The 19,100-nt window shown below is 67.2% G+C and carries 16 protein-coding genes and 2 pseudogenes; 12 read left to right on the top strand and 6 right to left on the bottom strand.

The window, feature by feature from the left end:
- Positions 1-40: 40 nt before the first annotated feature.
- From CDA09_RS13505 to CDA09_RS13470, 8 genes and pseudogenes are all read left to right on the top strand, one after another.
- Complete coding sequence (locus CDA09_RS13505) at positions 41-439, top strand: VOC family protein (RefSeq protein WP_232299209.1); 399 nt, start codon at positions 41-43, stop codon at positions 437-439.
- Positions 440-1,022: 583 nt separating this feature from the next.
- Positions 1,023-2,516 carry an IS21 family transposase gene (gene istA / locus CDA09_RS13500; protein WP_121429176.1) on the top strand — a complete coding sequence of 498 codons (1,494 nt, stop codon included), beginning with the start codon at positions 1,023-1,025 and terminating at the stop codon, positions 2,514-2,516.
- The gene (gene istB, locus CDA09_RS13495) at positions 2,509-3,330 is read left to right on the top strand and encodes an IS21-like element helper ATPase IstB (protein ID WP_121429175.1); all 822 of its coding nucleotides are present in this window, start codon (positions 2,509-2,511) and stop codon (positions 3,328-3,330) included. Before istA ends, istB begins: the two co-directional genes overlap by 8 nt.
- A gap of 209 nt (positions 3,331-3,539) precedes the next feature.
- Entirely contained in the window at positions 3,540-4,016 is a 477-nt protein-coding gene (locus CDA09_RS13490; RefSeq protein WP_174718441.1) for a hypothetical protein, read from the top strand.
- A 116-nt stretch (positions 4,017-4,132) separates the two neighbouring features.
- Complete coding sequence (locus tag CDA09_RS13485) at positions 4,133-4,474, top strand: phage protein Gp27 family protein (protein ID WP_121429174.1); 342 nt, start codon at positions 4,133-4,135, stop codon at positions 4,472-4,474.
- A 140-nt stretch (positions 4,475-4,614) separates the two neighbouring features.
- Positions 4,615-5,115: pseudogene (locus CDA09_RS13480) on the top strand (IS256 family transposase); the annotation flags it as partial.
- An 84-nt stretch (positions 5,116-5,199) separates the two neighbouring features.
- The gene (locus tag CDA09_RS13475; protein WP_121429173.1) at positions 5,200-6,222 is read left to right on the top strand and encodes an IS110 family RNA-guided transposase; all 1,023 of its coding nucleotides are present in this window, start codon (positions 5,200-5,202) and stop codon (positions 6,220-6,222) included.
- 324 nt (positions 6,223-6,546) lie between these two features.
- A pseudogene (locus tag CDA09_RS13470) lies at positions 6,547-6,723 on the top strand (transposase); the annotation flags it as partial.
- A 258-nt stretch (positions 6,724-6,981) separates the two neighbouring features.
- Here the strand turns inward: CDA09_RS13470 and CDA09_RS13465 are convergent.
- The 6 genes from CDA09_RS13465 to ovoA form a co-directional block, all read right to left on the bottom strand.
- On the bottom strand, positions 6,982-8,415 hold the full coding sequence (locus CDA09_RS13465; protein WP_121429172.1) for a Y-family DNA polymerase: 1,434 nt from the start codon (positions 8,413-8,415) through the stop codon (positions 6,982-6,984).
- Positions 8,351-9,073, bottom strand: coding sequence for a translesion DNA synthesis-associated protein ImuA (gene imuA / locus CDA09_RS13460; RefSeq protein WP_121430872.1), 723 nt, complete (start codon positions 9,071-9,073; stop codon positions 8,351-8,353). Before imuA ends, CDA09_RS13465 begins: the two co-directional genes overlap by 65 nt.
- Before the next feature lie 42 nt (positions 9,074-9,115).
- A complete protein-coding gene (lexA, locus tag CDA09_RS13455; protein ID WP_121429171.1) occupies positions 9,116-9,727 on the bottom strand; it encodes a transcriptional repressor LexA in 612 nt (203 codons plus the stop codon).
- 213 nt (positions 9,728-9,940) lie between these two features.
- On the bottom strand, positions 9,941-11,218 hold the full coding sequence (locus CDA09_RS23665) for a GNAT family N-acetyltransferase (RefSeq protein ID WP_286164132.1): 1,278 nt from the start codon (positions 11,216-11,218) through the stop codon (positions 9,941-9,943).
- Complete coding sequence (locus CDA09_RS23660; protein WP_286164131.1) at positions 11,161-12,645, bottom strand: acetate--CoA ligase family protein; 1,485 nt, start codon at positions 12,643-12,645, stop codon at positions 11,161-11,163. The genes CDA09_RS23665 and CDA09_RS23660 overlap by 58 nt, the downstream gene beginning before the upstream one ends.
- Before the next feature lie 34 nt (positions 12,646-12,679).
- Entirely contained in the window at positions 12,680-15,061 is a 2,382-nt protein-coding gene (gene ovoA / locus CDA09_RS13445) for a 5-histidylcysteine sulfoxide synthase (RefSeq protein ID WP_121429170.1), read from the bottom strand.
- Positions 15,062-15,267: 206 nt separating this feature from the next.
- Here ovoA and CDA09_RS13440 point away from each other — a divergent pair, with 206 nt between their 5' ends.
- The 4 genes from CDA09_RS13440 to CDA09_RS13425 all read left to right on the top strand — a co-directional run bounded on the left by CDA09_RS13440 (position 15,268) and on the right by CDA09_RS13425 (position 19,100).
- Positions 15,268-15,999, top strand: a complete 732-nt coding sequence (locus tag CDA09_RS13440) for an SDR family NAD(P)-dependent oxidoreductase (protein WP_121429169.1) — start codon at positions 15,268-15,270, stop codon at positions 15,997-15,999.
- A 389-nt stretch (positions 16,000-16,388) separates the two neighbouring features.
- Entirely contained in the window at positions 16,389-17,426 is a 1,038-nt protein-coding gene (locus CDA09_RS13435; RefSeq protein ID WP_286164490.1) for a chorismate transformation FkbO/Hyg5 family protein, read from the top strand.
- Complete coding sequence (locus CDA09_RS13430) at positions 17,426-18,295, top strand: MipA/OmpV family protein (protein WP_121429168.1); 870 nt, start codon at positions 17,426-17,428, stop codon at positions 18,293-18,295. Before CDA09_RS13435 ends, CDA09_RS13430 begins: the two co-directional genes overlap by 1 nt.
- Positions 18,288-19,100, top strand: coding sequence for a lysophospholipid acyltransferase family protein (locus CDA09_RS13425; RefSeq protein WP_121429167.1), 813 nt, complete (start codon positions 18,288-18,290; stop codon positions 19,098-19,100). Before CDA09_RS13430 ends, CDA09_RS13425 begins: the two co-directional genes overlap by 8 nt.

Below are 19,100 nucleotides of genomic sequence, written 5' to 3'. Positions count from 1 at the left end.
CAGAATTCAACCTCCGTCGGAGCAATTCATGATCACGCGAATGGACCACTTCACGATCGTTACCGATCGCCTCGATGTGACGCGTCGCTTCTACACGGAACTGCTCGAGATGGAGGAAGGGCCGCGTCCGCCTTTTCCCGTCTCCGGCTGCTGGCTCTACATATCGCAGCAAGCCGTGCTGCACGTCATCAGTGTCAAAGAAATGCCCGAGCCGCGTCGGGGCGTTCTCGACCACATGGCATTTCGCGCTGAGGGACTAGTGCGCACGCTGAATCGCCTGGATGCGGCCGGCGTCAGCTACCGCATCATTCGCGCGCCGGGCGAACTGCGCACGTGGCAGGTCTTCTTCACGGATCCGAACGGGGTCGAAGTCGAACTCGACTTCGACCCGGCCGAGAGCGCTCCCGATGATTGGGCTCTCCGGAGAAGGCCGATCTGATTCGTGCGGAATCACGGGTCATACTCGCACCGCCGTTGCTCGACCTGTCATTGCTCCCCCGGTGCGTGGCAGTGATCCAGCCGCCGTGACCGTGGTGACGGGCGTTTGATTAGGACGCTGGAAAGGTCGGATTGCACCCAAAGAACTTTCAAAAGTCCGCCGTAGTTCCGCGCCGTTGCGGGGAGTGGGAAGACGTTGTTTTGAAAATAAAGTGACGCAAGTGTTTGATTTTACGTATTAGTAACCAGTCTTGTGGCTCCAGGTGTCACCGGTTCGATCCCGGTATGTCGCCCCAAGTAATCAAGGACTTGGGGAAAAGTAGGCAATCTACAAATCGCCAATCGTTCTACAAAACGGCTCGCTGAAAAGCGAGCCGTTTTCACTTTACGGGGCTCACTTTCTCGCCTCGACGCTTGCGGACATAATGCTCGGTCATCTCGCGTTTCGAGTGGCCGAGCAGCTTTTGCGCTGTTGCTACGCATTGAAAATTGACCCCCTTTCGCGGGTTGTGCGCGCTGAAAATTGACCCTGGTGATTAACCTGCCTGCTCGATGTTTGAGCAGGGTTCGAGGAGATGATCACCATGAACATGCTGGGCAAGATTCGGCGGTTGCACTTTCGCGACGGTCTGTCGATCAAGGAGATCTGCCGGCGCACGGGGCTGGCACGCAACACCGTGCGGCAATGGCTGAGGGCTGGCGAGGGAGCCGAACCGAAGTACCGGCGAACGGCGCGGGAGACGGTACTGGCGCCCTTCGAGACGCGGCTCGTGCAGTGGCTCGAGGCGGACGCCCGACGGGCGAAGCGGGAGCGGCGCACGGCGCTGGTGCTGTTTCGGCAGTTGAAGGAGTTGGGCTTCACGGGCAGCTACTCGCGGGTGAGCGAGTACGTGCGACGCTGGCGCGAGGCCGGTGGGAAGCCTGCGAAATCGAGCTTCATCCCGCTCAAATTCGAATTCGGGGAGGCCTTCCAGTTTGACTGGAGCGAGGAAGCGCTGGTGATCGGCGGCTTCCATCGCAAGGTGCTGCTCGCGCACACGAAGCTCTGTGCGAGCCGCGCCTTCATGCTCGCGGCCTACCCGACGCAGAGCCATGAGATGCTGTTCGACGCGCACACGCGTGCATTCCGGGTGTTCGGCGGCATTCCCCGGCGCGGCATCTACGACAACATGAAGACCGCTGTCGATAAGGTTGGCGTGGGCAAGCGGCGCATCGTCAATACGCGCTTCGCGGCGATGGCGGCGCACTACCTGTTCGATCCGGACTTCTGCAACGTTGCCAGCGGCTGGGAGAAAGGGGTCGTCGAGAAGAACGTGCAGGACAGCCGGCGGCGCCTGTGGCATGAGGCGCTACAACGGCGCTTCTGCAGCTTCACCGAACTGAACGCCTGGCTCGAGGTGCGCTGCCAGGCGCTGTGGTCGGAACTGGCGTTCCCCGACGCCGAGCACCTCACCATCGCCGACGCCCTCGCGCTCGAGCGCGATGCCTTGATGCCGATGGTGCCGAGCTTCGATAGCTACGTGGAGGCCATCGTGCCGGTCTCCAGTACCAGTCTCGTGACGAACGAGCGCAATCGCTACTCGGTCCCGTGCGCCTTCGCCAACCAGAAGGTGAGTCTGCGGCTGTACCCCGAGCGGATCGAGATCCATGCCGAGGACGGTCTCGTCGCCACCCATGCGCGCAGCTTCGAGCGTGGCCAGGTCATCTACGACTGGCAGCACTACCTGCCGCTGCTCGAACGCAAGCCGGGCGCTTTGCGCAACGGAGCACCCTTCGAAGGCTTGCCGGTGCCGCTGCAGCGACTGCGGACACTGCTCGTCAAACGCCCGGGCGGCGATCGGCTGATGGCCGACATTCTGGCGCACGTCCCCCGGCATGGCCTCGAGACCGTGCTGGTGGCGGTCGAAGTGATCCTCGAATCCGGCTCGCCCAGCGCGGAGCACGTCAAGAATGTGCTCGCCCGCCTGCGCCAGGCGCCCCCGCCGGCCCCCCTCGAGACGGCACTCGCAGTGACCGAAGTGCCGATTGCCGACACCGGCCGCTATGACCGTCTGCACGCGGAGAACGGTCATGCGTGAGATCGTCGCCGAACTAAAATCGCTGCGTCTGCACGGCATGGCCCAGCGTTACGAGGAATTGCTCGCGGAAGGCGGTGTCGGCATCCAGAGTGCCGGCTGGCTCATGCAGTGTCTGCTCGAAGCTGAGGTCACCGACCGGCATGTGCGTTCGATCCGCTATCAGATGGGGGCGGCGCGCTTCCCCATGCACCGCGATCTGGCCGGCTTCGATTTCGGCAAGTCCAAGGTCGATGCGAGGCTGATCCACGAGCTCGCCACCGCTGCCTTCACCGACGCCGCCGCCAACGTCGTGTTCATCGGCGGAACCGGGACCGGCAAGACTCATCTCGCGACCGCCTTGGGTGTGAAGGCGATCACCGAGCACGGCAAGCGGGTACGCTTCTTCTCCACCGTCGAGCTCGCCAACAGTCTGGAACTGGAGAAGGCCGCCGGCAAACAGGGGCGGCTCGCGCACGCGCTGATGCACGTCGACCTCGTGATCCTCGACGAACTGGGCTATCTGCCCTTCAGCCAGGCCGGCGGCGCCTTGCTCTTCCACCTGATCTCCAAGCTCTACGAGCGCACCAGCGTGATCATCACGACGAACCTGACCTTTGCCGAATGGCCCTCCGTGTTCGGCGACGCGAAGATGACGACTGCGCTCCTCGACCGTCTCACGCACCACTGCCACATCGTGGAAACGGGCAACGAATCCTTCCGTTTCCAGCAAAGCAGTCAGACGGCCAAGGCGCGCGTCCGGGCGCGCGAGGCGAGCCGGGCGACGCGGCCCGTCGAGTCCCTGGATGTGACCGCGGAGCCGGACGCGCCATTCTGAGCCGAGGGGGAGGAAGCGGCTGCGGGCTACGCCCTTCGCCGCTTCCTCCCCCTCGGTCGATACGACTACACTTCAATACAGCCAATCAATGATGAACGGCTAAACCCCCGGGGTCAGAATTCGGTGCACACGGGGGGTCAAAATTCAACGCGCGCGGACACTATGGCATCCGCCAGGAGGCGGGCGCGCGCTTCGCGACGCTGTTCTTCGTGCGCCCGCTTGGCGCCACGCCGTGGGACTACTGGCTGATCCACCTGTCGAACCGCTACAAGGCGCACGAGGTGATGAAGAACCTGCACTGGGACAACGCCACGGCCTTCGGCCACGAGTTGGAGCCCGGCGTCTTCATGCAGGGCTACGACGCGAACCGCGACCACGAATACACCGGCCAGGAGACCTTCGACTTTGGCGACTCGTCGCGCGAGGCCTGCGTCAATGGCATCCACGAGCACTTCGGACGCCTCATCTTTGCTGAGTCCGGCCCGGTCCGCCTGCGCGACCTGGTGGAGCGCTACGCGGCGCAGTCGCCGGGCTCGACCATGCATTTCATCCAGGCCGCAGCCAACTTGCACCGCTCGCAAGACGTGATCATCTGCAGCCCGGACGGGCGGACGCTGCGCCCCTCGAAGTCCTACCACCTCAACAGCACGATCGAGGCCGCCCGCACGCCACGGCTGATCCCCTGACGCCCTCGCGCGGCGGCGCTGCAGGCAGTGAAGCCCGTTCCTTGGTATGTTGCCGGAATTGCCCGTAGCCTCGTCGCATGCCGCCATCCCGGCCGGCTGATGAGAGGAACGCGCGCATGGGACGCACAAGCACAATTGTGAAGCTGCCGGCGAACCAACAGAACCACGTGGACGCATTGCTCAGGCGCCATGCCTATGCCTGCTGCGACACCGTGAAAGAGGAGCTGGCTGCGGCCGGAATCCGGCTCTCCCGTAGCGCCCTGCATCGCTATTCGCAGAGGCTCAAGGCCGCCGACTTGCGTTCTCCGACCGGCCGACGCGAGACCGTCGTCATCGTGCTCGACACCGATGGTTCCGACCCGATTGCCATCCGTACGTCAGCCTCTTCGGCGAGCGTCGTCGCCGCGATTGGCGCCCTCGGTTTGCCGGCCTCGAAGCGTCCCGCCGAGGCGACCTGACCGGTCCGATTCCCGGCGGCGCGGGTGTTTCTCCACAGCAAACACCCTTTTGCGCCACATCCAGATAAATTCAGGCTGGTACCACTAAATCCTGCAATTATCTCGCCGGGTCCCTGGGGAATATCTCACTCGTTCTTAGTGTGATTCGTGCCCAAGCGGTGCTCATCGCCATCGGCATCAACTGGGAGGGGCATCGCCAGGTGTTGGCGGTGGAACTCGCGAACCGCGAGAGTCAGAGCAGCTGGAAGGATTTCCTGTTGCGACTCAAGGAGCGCGGGTTGTCGGGCGTGGAGTTTGTCGTCTCGGATGATCACGCCGGGCTCAGGAAGGCGATTTCCGAAGTGCTGACCGAAGCGGCGTGGCAACGCTGCTATGTCCACTTCCTGAGGAACGCCCTCGATTACCTGCCGCGCAAGGCCGACGACGACTGTCTGCAGGAGCTGCGCTGGATCTACGACCGGCGCGACCTGCAGGAGGCCCACGGCGACCTCGTCGCGTGGATCGGCAAGTGGCAGACGAAGTATCCGAAGCTTGTTGACTGGGCCGAATCGAACATCGGCCAGACGCTGACCTTCTACCGCCTGCCGCGCCAGCATCACAAGCACATGAAGAGCACCAACATGCTCGAACGGCTCAACGAATGAAATGGACTCCCCCTGCACCTGGGGCATCGGTGTGCCAGATTGGGATTGCGAAAGTCTCAATCACGGTGAGGAGGAGTCGAAATGAACGTTACCACTGTCGGTATCGACCTGGCGAAGAATGTATTCAGTGTGCATGGGGTCGGGAGGGATGGCAAGGTGCTGCTCAGGCGAAGTGTCGGACGGGCCGATCTGCTGCCGATGTTCGCGCAGATGCCGCCGTGCCTGATCGGTATGGAAGCGTGTTCGGGGGCGCATCATTTCGCACGCGAGCTGCGCCGGCTCGGCCACGACGCGCGGATCATGGCCCCGCGCTTTGTCGCCCCGTACCGTAAGAGCGGGAAGAACGACGGCAACGACGCCGAGGCGATCTGCGAAGCGGTCGCGCGGCCGAACATGCGCTTCGTCGCGGTGAAATCGGTCGAGCAGCAGGCCATCTTGGCGCTGCATCGCGTGCGCAAGGAAGTGTCCGACCAGCGCACGGCGCTCATCAACCAGCTGCGCGGAATGCTGTGCGAATTCGGCATGGTGTTGCCGCGCGGCCGCTACAGTTTCCGCCACAAACTGCCGCCAGTGCTTGAAGACACCGGCAACGGCATCCCCGAGCTCGCGCGCCGCCTGTTCCGCGAGGTCAATGAACGCATTGGCGCGCTCGATGCGCAAATTCTCGCCTACGACCGCGAGATTGAAGCATTGGCCCGCCACAGCGAAGCGGCGCAGCGCCTAATGGAAATGCCCGGCGTTGGATCGATCACCGCCACCGCGATCGTCGCGAGCGTCGCCGACATGAAGGTCTTCAAGAGCGGGCGCGAATTCGCCGCCTGGCTCGGTTTGGTCCCGCGTCAATATTCGACCGGCGGCAAGGTGCGCCTGGGGCGCATCACCAAACAGGGCGACGTCTATCTACGAACGCTGCTGATCCACGGCACCCGCGCGGTGCTCGCAGCACTGGGTACCAAAAATGACCGGCTGAGCCTTTGGATCCGCTCGCTGATCGAACGGCGCGGCTACCGCAAGGCCACTGTTGCGCTGGCCGCCAAACATGCACGCATGATCTGGGCGATCCTCGCCAAGGGCGACGCGTATCGGCGCCCGGCCGCTGTGTAGTCTGCAAGGAAGGAAGGAAGAAAGAAAGAAGCGTCTCACTCCCTCACGCTGCGAGGACATTTCGTTGATGCGATGACGGTTCAAACCGACGCGGGCGACCCTGGTTAACTCCAAGGCGGCAAAGCCAGACCGGCTAACGAATGAGGGCCCCGCGCGGCGCATTGTCATCAGGGCCAGAGCGCATGTCGCTCACCAACAGGCCGCATGTAGAGCTGCAGTTTGTCCTTCACCGGATCGACGAAACCCCATGAGCGCGAGATCGGAGGAGTCGGTATTGAATGACGGCCTAGAAAAAGCCCCTTGAAAATCGGGGGAGTCCATGTAGAGGAGATCAAGCGGCGCACCCACGTCGTGCGCATCTTCCCCAATACCGATTCGTGCCTGCGCCTGATCCGCGCGCTGTGCGTCGAAACGCACGAGAGCTGGCTCGAGGACAACCGCTATCTGAACATGACTCTGCTCGCCCAGCAGAAGAAGGAGGCCCTGCGGCTGGCCGCGTGAGGCCGCACCCGCTTTTAGCGCCGCTTCGGGCTACGCCCTCCGCGGCGCCGAAAGCGAAATGACATCAACCAAGCCGTGCTCAACCCAAATTGCACAACTTGACGCACACAACTAATAGATTTTCCTCGGCCCGTTTCATCCCATCCCGTTCGGTTGTGGTTGGTCCCAGAATTATCTAGCCTCTACGTCCGGGTTTATCTCTCTCCCTCTCATGAGGTCGGGGCCGGACGCGACGTCCGGGTGCGGAAACTGCGGAGTCTAGCCAAAATAGCCATGCACGTACCAGCCGCCCGGCGGGTCCTGCAGCTCGAACACCCACCACAGTGCGGCATCGGGTGCGCGGGCGACGTAGTAGTCGCGGCGCACGTCGGTGCCGTCCCACCATCCGGACTCGATGCGCTCCGGGCCGTTCAGCAGCGTCAGCGCGCGGATCGAGTCGAGTGCGCGCGGTTCGCGCATCACCCACAGGGGGCGCGGCCCGGCTGCCGGCGGGACATGGCGGGGGGCGAGGCGACCGGGTTCTGCCGGTCGCCAGGCGCGTTCCGGGCGGTGTTCGGAAACGGGGTGCACGGTGCGCACCGCGTCGCGCCCCAGCCTGGCGCGCAGGCGGTCGAGCAGCAGCGCGGCCGAGTCGCGCGCGCTGTCCGGATCGCCGAACAGGTCCTGCGTGCGGCCGGGCGTGCTGACCGGGTTGTCGGCCGACAGGCGCAATGCCTCCACCGGGGCCGGCAGCGCCAGCGCGGCCAGATGTTCGCGGGCAAGCATCAGCAGCCGCCCGTCGTCGCGTCCGGGCGTTCCGGTGACGATCTCGAGCACGGTGTCGGGGCGGTCCTCGTGTTCCAGGCACAGGCAGCAGCGGTCGAGCGCGGCGTGGCGGGCCGCGAGCCAGGCGGAAAGCCCCGCAAACAGCCGTCCGGCGGCGAACAGCAGCGGCTCGGTGTGCAGGATGCTCGCCGGCAGGGCGAGGCGCGATTCGAAGCGTTCCGGCGGAATGAACCAGCGGCGCGGGTCGGGACGCTCGCCGCGTGCGCGCGCCAGCGTGTCGAGCACGGCACCGGCCTGGCGCCGCGCCAGTCCGTCGCGCGGCAGGCGGGCGACATCGCCGATACGGCGGGCACCGATGCCGTGCAGCAGGTCGAGCGTGGCGCGCGCCACCTCGGCACCGTTGCCGAGGAGCTCCACGGGAAGCTCATCGAGCTGGCGCCACCACCCGGCAGCGGCCCGGATCTGCCGCCCCGGGTGCGTGCGGGCGAGCCAGCGGGCGGCGAGCGGGGTCGGGGCTGCGGCGATCGCGGCGTTCAGGCCGAGCGGAACGAGTCCAGCCCGGATGCGCCGCACCAGCCCCGTGACACCGCCGAAGAGGCGCAGGCTGGCGCTCGTTTCCAGCACCAGCGTGTCGGGCGGATCGATGCTGACGCAGGGGGTGAATTGCGCGGCCCAGGCGGCGAACTCCTCCAGGGTCGCCACTTCGAGCGCGGGATCGCGTTCGCGCAAGTGCAGCGCCGGGGCGACGGCGAGCGCGCCGGCAACGCCCTGGCCGGCCTCCACGCCGCGCGCGAGTGCCGTGGACGTGGCCGCGACCACGCGCGCGCCGGGCGCATGCTCGACGACCGCGAGTTCGCCCGGCTCATCCACGCCGCGCGTGAATACCTGCAGCGGCAAGTCGGACAGGATCAGGGCGAACCAGAGCATCGTTGAAGACCGGGGCCCGGCGCGGGCCGGGGCGTTGCGGAAGCGGCAGGCGCAGCGGTGCGGCGAGGCCGGGGCCGCGCCGCTTGAGGATATCGATCACGAGTCCGTCGTCGCGCGCGGCAAGCCGCAGGCGCAGGCTCGCGGGGGACGGCTGGCGTGCGGCGGACGCGGGGCGGAACAGGAACAGCGGCGTCGCGGAGGATTCGGCCGCGAGCTGCAGGCGCCGCAAGGCGGCGGTGTCCGCGCGCGCGAGCCAAGCGAGCACGGCGCTGCTGCCGCCCGAGATCAGCGCCTGGCGGGTCGCCCACTGGGTTTCGGCGTGGCTGGCGGCTTCGAGCAGCAGCAGGCGTTCCAGCGGCACGCCTGCCGCGGCGAGGGCCGGGGCATAGGGAAGATGGGGCGGGGTGACCCAGACGATCCAGCGTTCGGCCGGCAGCGTGCGCAGGACGGGCAGCAGCAGTCCGATTTCGCCGATGCCGGGGCTGTCGGACAGCAGTTCGATCAGGGCGTTACGCGGCCAGCCGCCTCCCGGCAGTTGGGCGTCGAGCGCCGCAAAACCGGTTGCGATGCCTGCTTCGGCCGGCTGTGCAAGCCGGTCGGCCTGCCAGACGAGGCCGGGCGGCAGGGCAGCGAGGGTGGCTTGGGCGAGGGCGGACATCGGGGGGGAGGGGGCGGAGCCGGGAGGGCACGGGGGCAGGCTTCACAGCGAACCGTTGCGCACCAGGCCGACGGCGATCCCCTCGATCGTCAGGGAGGTGCTGCGGGTGTCGACGACGATGGGCTCGAAGTCGGGGTTGGCCGGCAGCAGGCTGACGATGGGGCCCTTGTGGGAGAAGGTCTTTACGGTGACCTCGTCTTCCACCCGGGCGACCACGATCTGGCCGGCGCGCGCCTCGGGGCTGCGATGCACGGCAAGCAGGTCGCCGTCGAGGATGCCCGCGTCGCGCATGCTCAGGCCGCGCACGCGCAGAAGGTAGTCGGCGCGTGGCGAGAACAGCGCCGGATCGATCTGGTGGCGCGCTTCGATGTGTTCCACCGCGAGGATCGGACTGCCGGCGGCGACCCGCCCGATCAGCGGCAGACCCAGCGCTTCGGCGAGACGGATGCCGCGCGCCCGGCCTTCCTCGAGCAGGATCGCGCCCTTGGCGGCGAGCGCGCGCAGGTGGCTTTCGGCCGCGTTCGGCGAGCGGAAGCCGAACGCGCTGCACACTTCGGCCCGCGTGGGCGGACGCCCCTCGGATTCGACCGTCTGGCGGATGAATTCGAGGATTTCGCCTTGCCGGGCGGTCAGGTTATGGTTGCGGCTGTTCATGGGGATATCCGGCTGCAATTTTGAGAAGGAGCGTCCTGTCGGTTCGGTTGGGGGGTATGTACTGAATATTTATATAATAGCGCCACTTGCCGGCATGGACCAGCCCGAGCCGGGAACGAAATTTCCGGAATCGTTTCGGGCGCCACATCTGCCCGAATCGGCGCCCTGCCGGGAGCGGGCCGCCCGTGCGAGTCCGGGCGGCCGGACTCGCGCTCAGGCCTTGACCGAAGGCTCCTGCAGCGGCAGCCGCACCGCGAGGATCCCGGGTTCCTCGGAACCCTTGATGGTGAAGCCGAAGTGCCTGAGCAGCTTGAGCATCGGCTCGTTCTCCGCCATGACTTCGCCCGTCAGCACCTGCAGGCCCCGTTCCCGCGCGTAGTGGATGACCTTCTTCAGCAGGGTCGAGCCGATCCCCAGCCCCTTCATGTCGGAGCGCACGAGGATCGAGAATTCGGCCGCGTGGTTGTCGGGATCGGCGACGGCGCGAACCACGCCCAGCGTCTCCGGGCGACCGGAACTGTCCTTGCCGCTCGCGATGAAGGCCATCTCACGGTCGTAGTCGATCTGTGTCAGGCGCGCCATCTCGGAGCGCGGGAGCGTTCCGACGTAATGGAAGAAGCGGAAGAGGATGTCCTCGGGCGTGACGCGGGACAGGAATTCGTAGTGCGTTGCTTCGTCCTCGGGCCGGATGGGGCGCAGCACGGCACTGCGGCCGTCGCGCAATCTGGCCGTTTCGGCCAGCGCTTCGGGATAGGGGCGGATCGACAGGCGCTGGGGGTTCGGCGGCGCGGCGGAAACCTGGATGTGCGCGTCGACGGCGAGGACCCCCTGGTCGTCGACGAACATCGGGTTGATGGCGAGTTCCTCGATTTCCGGCAGGTCCACGACCAGCTGCGAGATGCGCGTCAGCATCAGCGCGACGGCGTCGCGATCGGCCGCCGGGTGGTTGTGGTACGCATTCAGGAGGCCGGCAGCGCGGCTGCGGTTGATGAGATCGTTGGCGAGCGGCAGGTTGAGCGGCGGCAGGCCGATCGCGAGGTTGCGGTACACCTCCAGTCCGCGGCCGCCTTCGCCGAACACGATCATGGGCCCGAACAGCGGGTCCGTGACGACCCCGACGATCAGTTGCCGCGCATGCGCCCGCGTTTCCATCGATTGCACGGCGAACCCGGAAATCGCGATCTCGGGTCGCAGCGTGGCGACGCGCGCGAGCATGGCCTTGGCGGCCGATTCGGCGGCTTCGGGCGTTTCGAGGTCCAGGGCCACGCCGCCGACTTCCCACTTGCGGCGGATGTCGCGCGACATGACGGTGACCGAGACGGGCGTCCCGAGCTCCGTCGCGATCGCGGACACGTCCTGCGGCGTTGCCGCGAGGTGGGTCGGGACGATGGGGATCTCGTACGCGGCGAGGATGTGCTTCGCCTCGGGCTCGGTCAGGCGCGTGCGGCCTTCCGCCAGCGCCCGGCGCACCACGGCGCGCGCGCCGTCCACGTCGGGGCGGAAGTCGACCGAGGTGGACGGGGGGCCTGCATCAGCACTTCGCGGGTATGCCGATGGTTGACCATGTGCAGGAAGGCGCGCGTGGCGTTTTCCGGCGTGTCGAAGGTGGCGATGCCGGCGTCGACGAAGAGCTTGCGCTCGGTCGCCGCGGTCTCGTCGCCGATCCAGCAGGTGAGCAGGTTGCCGCCGACGCTGCGGATCGTCTTGATCGCCGTTTCGGCGATCTCGGTGCTCGGCGTGAGGGCGTTGGGCGTGTGGATCAGCAGGATCGCGTCGCCGTCCTGTTCTTCGCACAGGATCTTCAGCACGTCCTCGTAGCGCTTGGGTGGCGCGTCGACACGGATCGCGATCGGGTTGCGGCCATTCCATTCCGGCGGCAGCAGGCGGCGCAGGCGGGTGAGCGTGTTCGGGTGGAGGTCCGGCAGCGCGTAGCCGCCGAGGTGCAGGCTGTCTTCCGCCATGATGCCGGCGCCGCCGCCGTTGCTGATGACGACGAGGCGGTCGCCGTGGATCGGCCGCGAGCGCACGACGGTCTCGACGGCGCCGAACAGTTCGTTGAGGTGGTCGACACGCAGGATGCCGGCGCGGCGCAGCACGGCGTCGGCCACGTCGTCGCTACCGATGAGGCCCGGGCTGTCGAGAAACAGCGGGTCGCCGACGTCGTGCATGGCGCGCTGCGCGCGTCCGGCCTTGATCGCGACGACCGGCTTGTTGCGGGCTGCGGCGCGTGCGGCAGCCATGAAGCCGCGGCGCTCGCGGATCGATTCGATGTACATCAGGATCGCGCGCGTGCCAGGGTCGCTGCCGAGGAAGTCGAGGACTTCGCCGAAGCCGATGTCGAGCGCATCGCCGAGCGACACGAAGTGCGAGAAGCCGACCTTTTTCGGCAGCGCCCAGTCGAGCACCATCGTGCCCACCGCGTCCGATTGCGACACGAAGCCGATGTTGCCCGACAGCCCGCCGACCTTGGAGAAGGTCGCGTTGAGGCCGGCCTGGGGCACCATGACACCGAGCGTGCTGCCGCCGAGGATGCGGATGTCGTGGCGCCGGGCGATCTCGAGGATCGTGACGTCGAGCGGCCGGCCGTCGGTCCCCAGGGTGGTCGAGAGCTGGCTGGCCATGACGATGGCGGCGCGCGTGCCGCGCTTGCCGAGTTGCTCGAGGATGCCCGGGATCGCGGACGGCGGGGTGCAGATGATCGCGAGATCCGGCGTGCGCGGCAGGGCGTCCACGCTCGGGTAGGCCAGCACGCCTGCGACCGCGTCGCGCTTGGGGTTGACCGGCATGATCACGCCGCCGAAGCCCCCCGCGAGGAGGTTCCGCATCACGACGCTGCCGATGCGGCGCGGGCGGGCACTCGCGCCGATGACGGCGATGGATTGCGGATTGAACAGGCTCTGCAGGTATCGGAAGCTCATGATGGGTGACGGGAGTCGGTTTTCAGGGAAGGCGTCAGCGTACGCGCTGCCACAGCATGGCGTGCGTGACGATGTACTGGTACTTGCGTGCATGCTCGCGGATCACGAGCGGAAGTTCGGTTTCGCGGCGCAGTTCGAAGCCGTCCGCGGTCAGCAGCGATTTCAGCGCGTCGCCGCTGCGCACCGGGCGCTCGCCGTCGAGGTAGCCGCCCAGCCAGGCGCCGCGGGGGGTGAACTGCTCCATCCAGGTGTAGGGCGAGAGGATCGCGACGACCCCGCCGACGCGCACCAGCCCGCAGGGTCCGCCGAGCCGTCCGAGCAGCGACTTCGGGCTGGGGAGGCGGCACAGCAGGTTTGCGAGCAGGATGGCGTCGTAATCCATGAGCTCCGCGGGCAGCGAGCAGGCGTCGGCCTGGCGGAAGCTGACCCGGCTGCGGTCGATCGCCGGGTCGACGTGCGCCCGCAGCGGGTGGCCGAGGTCGCCTTCGTCGCGGCAATCGTAGTCCAGCGCGCCGTCGCGCTGCAGGGCCGTGGCGGCGTCGATGAAGGCGCGGCTCAGGTCGACGCCCAGCACCTCGCCGTACGTGCGCGCGAGTTCGAAGCTGGCGCCACCCACCGCACATCCGACGTCGAGCGCCCGCTCGGTCGTCACGCCGAGCTCGCGCGCGCCGTCGATCAGCCAGCGCGCGGAACGCTGCGGGAACTGGCACGCGTCGCGCGGCCCGGACGCCCAGGGCATCTGCTCCTCGGCGCTGCCGTAGTGCAGCAGCAGGTATTCGTTGGTGACCTCGGCGCTTTCGTACACCTTGCCGCGCGCGCCCGTTTCGTCGAGCGTCACGGCACCGCCGTCGTGCGCGGCCTGCACGATCCGGAAGCCGGCGTGCTGGAAGAAGTGCGGGCGGAAATGGAAGCGCGACCACACGCTCGCCTCGTCGCCGGTCGAGACCCACGATCCGCCGAGGATCATCTGGTGCTCGCCGTCGTAGCACGGGCTGCTGAAATCGTCGTAATACGGATGCACCTGCGCGCCCGGCAGCGGGTTGAACTGGTCGCCCAGCCACTGCCACACGTTGCCGAAGACATCGTGGAAACCCTGCGCCGTCGGACGTCCGCTGGTGACGGGCGTCGAGGAGCCGCAGCCGAGGTTGAGGTTGAGGCCGCGTTCGCGCAGCAGGGTCGCGCCGTCGGCGGCCATGACGGGGTCGTCCGCGACGGCGCCGACGGGGTCGCGCAGCGCGTTGTGCTCGGCCTCGCTCGGCAGGCGGCAGGGCACCCCGTCGCGTGCGCTCAGCCACACGCAGTAGGCGCTCGCCTCGTGCCAGTTCACTTCCGCCGGCCAGTCCCAGGGCATGTCGATGACTTCGAACAGCGTGCGCAGGCGGAACTGGTGCGAACCCGCGGGGCCGTCGGGTACCCAGAAGGTCGGCCATTTGAGGTTGCGGTAGGTGCGCCACGCCCAGCCCGTGTCCGACCACCAGCCCTGTTCGCGATAGCCCCCGGCCGCGACGAACTCCCAGAACTGGCCGTTCGTGACCAGGCAGCGGCCCGCGTGGAACGGCTGGGTGTCGACGCGGCGGCTGCCGTATTCGTTGTCCCAGCCGTAGGAAGGCCAGTCCGCCGGTTTGCCGAGGCGCAGGCTCGCGGCGCCGACCGGCAGCAGTTCCATTTCGGGGTAGTCGCGCCCGGCGACCGGCGGGAATGCCGAGGGTCGCGTCGCCGACGGATGCAGCGGCGCCCAGCCCGCAGGTCTGCGCACGAGCCGCAGCGGCAGTTCGTGGATCAGGACGGACGAGGTCTCGAGGTGGATGCGTTCGTGCTCGAAACCCATGAACAGCGCCCACAGCGGGTCCTGCTGCGTGATCGGCGGGTGGCCGTCGGCCAGGCCGGGATGCTCGTCGATGACCCGGCAGACCAGCGCATACACCGCCTTGCGATAGTCCTGCGCCTCATCGAAGGCGGGCCAGCGCATCGCGTTCTTGGACATGTCGTCCCAGCGCATCTCGTCGATGCCGGTCTCGAAGATGCGCTCGAAGTACGGGTTGAGCGGCTCGGCGATCAAACCGGCGACCCGCAGCTTGTTCACGTACAGCGCCGGCGGATGGCAGTAGTAGAACACCATCGGATGGCGCAGGTGATGGTACGGCGGGCGGTAGAACGCCTCCTCGCCGAGCAGCGCGGAGAAGAGCAGTTCGGTGAGCGTCCAGCCATTGTCGAAATACGCGCGCACCTCGGCACGGGTGCAGCTTGCAAGGTTCGGCAAGGGCAGCGACGTCAGCACGCCGTCTGCAGTCCATCCGGGGCAGCGCTCGGGCGGCAGGGCCGTCCACCAGTCCGGACCCCGCGGCACCCCCAGGCGCTCGCCGAATCGACCGTCGAGGTTCTGTCGCCAGCTCTCTTCCATCACGTCGCCAGTCATTGCGGATCTTCCTCGCTACGCATTCGCCATCGTGTGGAGGCGCGGGGGGCCTCATCGGACGAGGATAACTCCGGACGCGGCTGCGCGCCAACGCCTTGCACACCGCGCCGCGTCGGTGGGCGAGGCGAGAGCGGTGGACGTGATCTAAGCTGAACTCACCGGCGGCCGTGCCGTCGCACGGTACGCGAGCGGCAGAGGAGGCAGTCATGGAACAGCGGAAACTTGCACTGATCGTCGGCGCGGGGCCGGGGCTGGGACGCTCGCTCGCGCGCCGTTTCGGTGCGGCCGAGATGAATGTGGCGCTCGCCGCGCGCAATGTCGATCGGCTGGAGAACCTGAGCGTGGAATGCGCGGGCATCGGCCGCGGTGCGCATGCCTATTCCTGTGATGCGAGCCGCGAGGCGGACGTGGCGGCCCTGTTCCGGGCGGTCCGCGGCGACTACGGCTGTCCCGACGTGGTCGTGTATAACGCGGGTGCCTTTCTCGCGCGCGGCATCGTGGAGACGAGCGCGGAAGAATTCGAGCGCTGCTGGCGCGTCGGTTGCCTGGGCGGCTTCCTCGTGGGGCGCGAGGCGGCGCGGGCCATGCTCGAGCGCATCGGGCAGGGCGGTGCCGGGGGCACCATCCTGTTCACCGGTGCGACCGCGAGCCTGCGCGGGAGCGCGGGTTTTCACAACCTCGCCGTGGGCAAGTTCGGCCTGCGGGCGCTCGCCCAGAGCATGGCGCGCGAGCTCCAGCCCAAGGGCATCCATGTCGCGCACGTGATCATCGACGGCCGCATCAGGCCGAGCAGCGTGGTCGAGCATACGGACGTGGCGGACGGGGATTCCCTGCTCGATCCGGATGCGATCGCCGAGGCCTACTTCCAGTTGTACCGGCAACCGCGCAGCGCTTGGACACAGGAGCTGGACCTGCGCCCGTGGGTGGAAAAGTTCTGATCGATCGGCCTGAACCGTTGCGAGATTCGCGACGGCCGCTTGGCGGCTGCGCGCGGTGCCGGACGTGTCGCGCGCATCGTTCCACCGCGGCAAGCTTCGCCGCGAGCGGAAATCGGCCGCTTCTTGCAACTTGTCGGACGGTATGTGAAGATTCGCCCCTTGTATGCGTTGTGTATTGATAACTACATGTTTTGTAATAAAAAACATGTAGTGTGCCGAGATTTCGGCAGGCCCCGGAATCTCCTTTCCTGCCGTGCGGGGAAACCCCGTTTCCCCGGTCGCGATCCCGTCCCGGCTTGCGGGACTTCCGGCGTCCGGCATGGGCTTCCCGAAAAAATCAATCGTTTCCCGGGCGTGTTCGCCCCGGGGCAGGAAGGCGTGGTGTGCTGATGGAAGCGGTTCGCGGTTTGTCGCTGGCGTTCATGCCGGCGGCTTCGCTCCGGGCGTGCCCGGAACAGTGGTGGGACGACGTGCTCGGCATCGCAATTCTCGGCGGCGGGGACGCCAGCCTCGTACCGCCCGCAATCCCGGTTGCCAGCATTGCCACCCCCGTCCTTGAAGGGCCTCGGTCCATGTGCGAGATCTGGCGCACGCGCGGGCCGCTGGAGACGGGCTTGCGCGGGCGGGTCCGCTATCGGTGCAGCGATACGATGCTGTTGGGTGCCCTCGAGATCGGGGAGGACGCCGTGCCGATCGGGGCGTCGGTGTCGGGCTTGCAGTGGGCGACGGAGGCTGCCTACCGGGAAGTGTTCGGCCTGCTCGACGAAAGCGGTTATCGGGCGCTCTTCCGTGCCTGGAACTACTTTCCCGGGATCAACGTCGAGGCCGACGGCAGCGAGCGTTACCGGCAGTTCAACGCCGGGCGCCAGGAAGCTTTCCGCGCCGGCGGCCGCAGCACGACCGGACGCGTTCCCGCCGCATGCGCACTGGGGACGGCGGACGGACCCTTCACCCTGTATTTCCTGGCTTTGCGCGAGGCGCCCGTTGCCATCGAGAATCCGCGCCAGGTCTGCGCGTATCATTACCCGCTGCAGTACGGTCCGCGCAGTCCGACCTTCGCCCGTGCGAGCCTGGCCCTCTCCGAGGCGCCGCCGGTGCTCTTCGTGTCGGGAACGGCAAGCATCGTCGGGCACAGGACGCTGCATCCAGGGGACGTGGTGGCGCAGACGGAGGAATCCTTCCGCAACATCGCGGCGGTGCTTGCCGAGGCGCGACGGGTTGCACCAGATGGTGCCGGGTTCGGGCTGCGGGACCTTTCCTACAAGGTGTACGTACGCCATCCCGCCGATCTGGGCGCAGTGCGGGCGAGCGTTCGCGAGCACGTCGGCAGCGAGGTGCCGGTGGTGTTCGTGCAAGCCGATGTGTGTCGAGCCGATCTGCTGGTCGAGATAGAGGCCTCGGGCGGGCATGCATTGGAGGAGGCTTGATGAGGATGGCTGATGCGGTGGCGGTGCGTGGAATGCCGGCTCAGGCAGTGTTCCCGCTCGTGCTGGCGCTCGCTTCGCTCCATGCGAGTGGTGCAATGGCTGCGGAGAAGCCCTTGTGGGAACTGGGTGCTGGCCTCACCGTGCTGCAGTTCCCCGCCTATCGCGGTTCGGACGAGAATCGCCTGTTCGTGCTTCCCGTTCCCTACGTCGTGTACCGGGGCGAATTCCTGAAGGCCGACCGGCAAGGGATCCGCGGCACCTTCTTCGATAGCGACCGTGTCGAAGCGAGCCTGAGTCTGGGTGCGTCGCCGCCCGTGAGCAGCGACCGGGTGAAGGCGCGCGAAGGCATGCCGGACCTGAAACCGACGGTGGAGCTTGGTCCGTCGCTCGATGTGCGGCTGTGGCGGTCCGGCGACGAGCGCCTGCGTCTGCGCACGCGGCTGCCCTTGCGTGCGGGGTTTACGGTCGAAGGCAGCCCGGAATCGACGGGCTGGCAGTTCTCCCCGCAGCTCAACCTGGACTGGCGCGAGCCGGCCGGGATGGCGGGCTGGACGCTGGGTATCGTGGCCGGGCCCGTCTATGGCGATCGGCGGCAGCATCGGTATTTCTACGCCGTGGAAGCGAACCAGGCGACGCCGCTCCGCCCGGCATTCGATGCGCGCGGCGGCTATGGCGGGACACAGGTGCTTGCCGCGCTGTGGAAGCGGTTTCCGGGCTGGTGGGTCGGGGGCTTCGTGCGCTACGACAGCCTCCGGGGAGCGGTGTTCGAGGACAGTCCCCTCGTGAAACGCAAGGATTACGTCGCCGCGGGCCTGGCGGTGACCTGGGTGCTGGGCGAGTCTTCGCGACGGGTCGAGGCCGATGAGTGAGCGCGGCGGGACGCGGCCCGGCCTGGTGCGCCGGCTGCGGGAGTACGTGCTGCTCTATCTCGGGCTGGGCTACCTCGGCACGATCTGCCTCCTGTGGACGCCCTTCGCGATGGTGTTGCACCCGCTGCTGCCGGCGCAGGCCGGGCGCCGGCTCGGCCGCTTCATCATCAACCAGGGCTTCAATAGCTACATCCGCTTCCTGACCCTGATCGGGGCCTGCCGCTTCGACCTGTCGGCACTGGACAAGCTGCGCGGGCAGGGGCCGCTGATCCTCGCACCGAATCACCCGAGCCTGCTCGACGCGGTGATGGTGATCTCCCGCCTGCCGGACGTCGCGTGCATCATGAAGGCGGGGCTGATGGACAACATCTTTCTCGGCGCCGGGGCACGGCTCGCACGCTACATCCGCAACGATTCGCCGCTGCGCATGGTGGGCAGCGCGACGCGCGATCTGTCGGCCGGCAGCTTCCTGCTGGTGTTCCCCGAAGGCACCCGCACGACGCGCATGCCCCTCAATCCGCTGCTGAGCAGCATCGGACTGATTTCGCGGCGGGCGAAGGTGCCGGTGCAGACGATCTTCATCGAGACGGAATCGCCCTATCTGTGCAAGGGCTGGCCGCTCTTCCGCAAACCCGAGATGCCGGTGACCTACCGCGTCCGGCTGGGGCGCCGCTTCGACCCGCCGGTCAGCGTGCAACCGTTCATGGCCGAACTCGAGCGCTATTTCGTTGCCGAACTCGCGGGTGCGGTTCTCCCGCGACCGCCGCGCGGCGACGGTGGCAAAATGTCGTCGTCCACGATCTGA

The sequence above is a fragment of the Azoarcus sp. DN11 genome, from assembly GCF_003628555.1.
Taxonomy (GTDB): Bacteria; Pseudomonadota; Gammaproteobacteria; order Burkholderiales; family Rhodocyclaceae; genus Aromatoleum.
The sequence above is the reverse complement of the archived record's forward strand: the minus strand, read 5'-3'. Positions and strand labels throughout refer to the sequence as shown.